This window comes from Pantoea sp. BR_17 (assembly GCF_041955125.1).
Classification (GTDB): Bacteria; Pseudomonadota; Gammaproteobacteria; order Enterobacterales; family Enterobacteriaceae; genus Pantoea; species Pantoea stewartii.
In genome coordinates this window covers 1-5274 of sequence record NZ_JAVAXT010000023.1, presented here as the reverse complement: position 1 = coordinate 5274, position 5274 = coordinate 1, and the positions used below count along the sequence as shown (strand labels likewise).

At 49.4% G+C, this 5274-nt stretch carries 4 protein-coding genes; 1 reads left to right on the top strand and 3 read right to left on the bottom strand.

All coding sequences use genetic code 11. The annotated features are described in order from the left end of the window. Positions 1-738: 738 nt before the first annotated feature. Both RAC60_RS21875 and RAC60_RS21870 read right to left on the bottom strand, forming a co-directional pair. Positions 739-1668 (bottom strand): flagellin, encoded by a 930-nt coding sequence (locus tag RAC60_RS21875; protein WP_375094348.1) that lies wholly within the window; start codon positions 1666-1668, stop codon positions 739-741. A gap of 418 nt (positions 1669-2086) precedes the next feature. Continuing rightward, positions 2087-2989: an NmrA/HSCARG family protein gene (locus tag RAC60_RS21870; RefSeq protein ID WP_375094347.1), complete on the bottom strand. Its 903-nt coding sequence runs from the start codon at positions 2987-2989 to the stop codon at positions 2087-2089. A 118-nt stretch (positions 2990-3107) separates the two neighbouring features. Here RAC60_RS21870 and RAC60_RS21865 point away from each other — a divergent pair, with 118 nt between their 5' ends. Beyond that, positions 3108-4034, top strand: a complete 927-nt coding sequence (locus RAC60_RS21865; protein ID WP_375094346.1) for a LysR family transcriptional regulator — start codon at positions 3108-3110, stop codon at positions 4032-4034. 191 nt (positions 4035-4225) lie between these two features. On the opposite strand, the gene RAC60_RS21860 is transcribed toward RAC60_RS21865, so the two are convergent. After that, positions 4226-5274, bottom strand: a 1049-nt coding sequence (locus RAC60_RS21860; RefSeq protein WP_375094344.1) for a methyl-accepting chemotaxis protein, incomplete at its 5' end; no start/stop codon positions are given.

Here is a 5274-nt window from a genome sequence, read left to right as displayed (position 1 = left end):
TTAATTTAGAAAAAATTTCACACTTATCATTACCAAGGAGATGGTATATTTAATTTCACTATCTCCTTTCACATTTTCGGGAATGCTACTCCTGCTAGTGAGAGATGAGAAATCCGCAAGATGGCATTTATTATCCTTTTTTATCAGGTCAGACTGTTTGCTAACCAGTTCAGGACTGTCACTAATCTGCCAGACATGCAGTTCCGATGTTTTACTCCTAATACCTTAATTACAGTCATTTACAACCCATTTAAATCGTCGATGAGAAATTTCATACAGAGCCTTCACATGAAAATGCCGGACATTAACAGTGATGTTTCCTACTGCTATGGTGGTCCGCTTCCTGCAAGGAGCATACTCTAGTCAGCCTTAGAAGATCAGCTACGATTAAAAAAGCGGTTTAGGTGACCCTAAGATTAAACGTTGATATGTCACATTTCTGAATTTACATGCGAGTGTTCTTAGAGTTGGTCACCCTACTCAGTTTTTCTGACTTCGTGCAGCGCGAGCTTGTTCATGTGGCGTGTTTTCTATAATGAGCGTTTTTTCTGAGATTAATTTCTCAGAATAAAGGCCATGACGGGAGTTTTAAATCGTTAGGTTTACTCAGAACCTTATGACATGTGACCTGCCCCTAGTATTTGATAAAACCATCAGTTAGTAATGTCGGTTTTTTTACTGAAACCGGTAAGATGGCTCTTACCGGTTTGCGCATTTAACGCTCGGCTATCTGTCTTATTAACGCAACAGAGAGAGCATCGTCTGGGGTATCTGGTTAGCCTGCACAAGTACAGAAGCAGCGGCCTGCTGTATGATTTGAGCACGGGACATGTTCGATACTTCTGATGCGTAATCTGCATCCTGAATACGGCTGCGTGCTGCAGTCAGATTCGTCACGGTATTGTTGATGCCATTGATTATAGACTCAAAACGGTTCTGAGACGCACCCAGCAGGCTGCGCTGGCTATCGACGATTTTGATCGCTTTATCAATGTCGGCCAGCGGTGTGACTCCGGATGCTGAGCCACCAGACCCGCCGCTTACCGTACCTTTGAGCACGTCGAAACCAATGGCTGATGCGCTGCGTGCATTTCCGTTGACAATCTGCGCAGAAGTAGAAGCGGTATTCTGTGTATTACCAGACTGCGAAGAGCCAGCAAGGTTAAATCCGTCGCTGGCACTCATCGTAATACCGACGGTATCGCCGTCATAGGCACCAACCTGGAAACTGTAAGTCGTGGTGCCGGTACCGGTATTCAAGACTTTAATGCCGTTAAAATCAGTCTGTTTCGTAACCCGGTCGATTTCTTGCATGCGCAGATTAACTTCAGCCTGGATTGAGTCGATGTCGGAGGCTGAATTAGAACTGTTTTGGGCCTGAACGGTCAGGTCGCGCACGCGCTGAAGATTACTGTTGACTTCGGTCAGTGCACCTTCTGCGGTCTGAGACAGTGAAATACCGTTATTGGCGTTACGTGCAGCCATTGTCAGTCCGTTAATTCTGGAAGTAAAGCGGTTAGCAATTGCCAGCCCGGCAGCATCATCTTTTGCACTGTTGATGCGCAGCCCTGAAGACAGGCGTTCAATTGCTGTACCCAGTGAACTCTGTGCTTTAGCCAGGTTGTTCTGTGTAACCAGAGATAATATGTTTGTGTTGATAACGGCCATAAAATTTTCCCTTAATTTAAATGGACACGGGTTTGGTTCGTCAGTAAATGACAGGGGGAGTATCGGCGTTTAAGTAAAAAACCTGAACTGAGCAACATATCATTAGCATGCGGCTGTAAAAAATTTACTCAGTTATTCAATTTCCTGCGTTCGTTCCTCTCTAGAACGGACGTAGAAACCTCTCACCTGCCCCGCCAGCTACTGTGTTATCCACTTCTGTAAAAGAGGGTCACAACCTTCGTGTTGATTTTGCTCTGCTTACTGCCTTGACCAGCGATTGAGTCCTCTTTCTGCCAGAAGAGGATATCAAGGTTAATTTCCGCATTAATCTACTAGCGCGGCCATATGCGGCAAATCAGGACCGCCGCAAAATGATTAATTATGACCGTGGAAAATTGCGACTACCTCAGAGAATCTATTACCTGTTCAGTGCAAAATTGTCTCTGGCCCATGATTTAAAAGTGGCTGGCTGAAATTCAGCGATTTTGTTTGCCATTGCAATCGCTGCTTCGTGCGAGCCCGGACCAAGGTAGGTATATTTTTCGTAATAGGCCAGCGTATCACCCAGTGCTTCGGCGCCTGGGAAAAAGCCGGCATAAACGTCACGTGGAACCTTTTGAAAAGTGATTTGGTGTCCGAGCTGGTTCAGGGTAGTAACAATGTCACTGAAGCTCAGGAAATCACCGACAAGCGGCAGATAAGCCCCCTTTCCAGTGCTGTCAGGATTAGCAAACGCGCCGGCCACAATTTTGCCAAGCTCATTTATATCACCCATATGAATGCAGCGAACCTCGGGATCAATCGGCAAAACCCATCCATAACTCCCGTCCTGTTGCTTTTGCGGGCCGAAAGGTCCTGCGAAGTTCTGATAATAAGCTGGCGGCACTACGAATGTGTAATAAGTGAAGCCGGCCCCTTTTACGAGACTGTCTATTCTGGCTTTATTGGTAAACTGCGGGAGCCTGAATTCACCCTGAGTGACAGATTCAACGTCCGGAAGAGTGGACCAGATAAAATGTTTTACGCCAGCCAGTTTTGCGGCTTCAATTACCGATGTTGCCTGTTTCTTCTCATCTGCGCCCTGTTGCCAGTAATCGGTCACCAGAAAGACACCGTGTACATCCTTCAACGCGTTGACGAGCGTTTCAGGCTTTTCAAGATCCGCATACAGGACTTCATCAGACTCTCCTGTATAGGTCTGCGGGTGGCGGGACAAAGCCCGGACCCTGAAATGATTGGCTCTTTTTAACGCCTGCACAACGCCTTTTCCCTGATGACCGGTTGCTCCAAACACAGCGATGAGTTTCTTTTCTTCTGCCATTTCACACCCTCTGGATAAGTGACCAGGCAACCTGATTTGCCTAAATGTCGTCTGGGAAAGCTTGCCGCTGAGCGTAATTCGTGGCAATACTCATTAAACTGTCATCACCTGACCGAAAATGATCCATATGGCGCTTGCTGCAGAAACCTCTGAGCTCATTGCATTTACGAAAACTGCCGATGCAAAATCGCTTTCCCGTGCCGCGGCCGAGTTGGGCATTCCCCGTGCAACCCTGAGTCGGCGAATTGCTCAGCTTGAAAAAAAGCTGAACACACGTCTGCTTCTGCGGACAACCCGGAGTCTGGTACTAACGGATCTGGGCAGTATCTTTTATAAAGAAGCCATCATCGCGCTAGAAGCGATAAGGCAGGCAGAGCAGAGCGTGTCGAGAGCAGGAGGCTATTTACGCGGCGACTTACGCGTATCGCTTCCTCCCGGCATGAAAAAAAGCTTTCGAGCGATGTTATGTGAATTTATCACCCAGCATCCCATGCTGCGCGTCCATATTCATACCGCCAGTCACCATATCGATTTTCGACAGGGAGGTTATGACGTTGCACTGAGAGCCAGTAGTCAAATAGAGCCGGGATTGATTGCCCGTACGCTCTTTCGTGATCCGGTTATTGCTGTTGCCTCGCCGGACTATCTGTCTAAGATGGGCGTTCCTGTTACCGCAGATGATCTCAAAGACCATCAATGCCTGGTAGGATTCGCACGTGGAGAGATGCCTGATATGTACTGGCCGTTAATTTCCGGAAACCGGATAAAGGTGGAGGCCACTTTTTCCTCTGACGATATTACCCTGCTCTGTGAGGCTGCCATAAACAGTCTTGGCATTGCACTTTTGCCTGAAGATTTAATTCGTGAACACCTGCGACAGGGCGATCTTGTCCCGGTAATGAGAGATATCTTAGGTAGTGAAATGCAGATTGCATTGGTATACCCGGATCGTCACTTTCTCATGCCTCAGGTGCGGGTTTTTATAGATTCAGTAGTGGGCTGGGTGGCTTCAGAGCTCGGAAAGAATAAGAATCCGATGCCTTAATCACATGACATGCTTAACAGTTTTCATCCTGCGTAAGAGTCGCCATAAGCTTCATCAGCGAACTTTCGCTCCTCGCTCAAAGCGGACACTGTCTGATGAAGACCAGAAACTTGTTTCATAAACCAACGCTGACCAGACTTACTGCAGGATTTTCACGTCGTACCGCGCCAGTCAGCAGCGCGGCACTCCGATCAGAAATGCGTCCAGCCTTCGTCCCTGTTCGTTACGCCGGTGCCTGTTCCCGGCGTACTGAATTTCTGCCTTACGGATTCAGAGGCCGCATTCACAGAAGGCGTAATGACCTGATTACCCAGACTGAATACGGATACGGCCTGGAGAAGCCGTCCGGCCTGATCTTTAAGGCTTGCAGCCGCTGAGGCAGATTCCTCGACCAGCGAGGCGTTCTGTTGCGTGGTGCTGTCCATCTCCGTTACCGCAATGCCTACCTGTTCAATACCGCGGGCCTGTTCGGCGCTTGAGGAGGTGATTTCCTCCACGGTGTCAGTCAGCTTTCCGACCGCAGAGAGGATGCCTGACATTGTTTCAGAAGCATGTAACACCAGTTTGTTACCTTCTTCGACGCTGTGCGCATTTGCCTCAATAAGCTGACGTATTTCACCGGCAGCTGTTGCACTGCGCTGCGCCAGAGACCTGACCTCACTGGCCACCACGGCAAATCCCCGGCCGTGTTCACCTGCCCGCGCAGCCTCAACCGCGGCGTTGAGCGCAAGGATATTCGTCTGGAATGCGATTCCGTCAATCACGGCGGTAATCTCGGCAATACGGCCGGAGCTTTCGCTGATGGTCTTCATGGTCCCGGTAATGGCGCCGGTGGCATCGCTGCCTTTATTGGCCACATCGCGTACGCCCACTGCCAGCTGACCGGCCTGCCGTGCGTTTTCCGCATTGTTCCTGACGGTCATACCCAGTTGCGTCATGGTTGCCGCTGTCTGCTCCAGCGCACTGGCCTGCTCTTCGGTCCGTTGTGAGAGGTCAGCGTTCCCCTGCGCAATCTGGTTGCTGGCCGATGCAACACTCTCTGCATTGCTTCTTACCTGGCTGACGGTGTTAATCAGCGAATCCTGCATGTCACGAATGGCTGACAGCAGTACCCCTGTTTCATCTTTATGACCAGCATGCACAGCTCCACTCAGGTCACCCAGGGCTACGCGGCGTGCAGCCTGAACAGCCTCCGTAAGTGGCCGCGTGATACTCCGGGTAATGAACAGTGCGGATATGA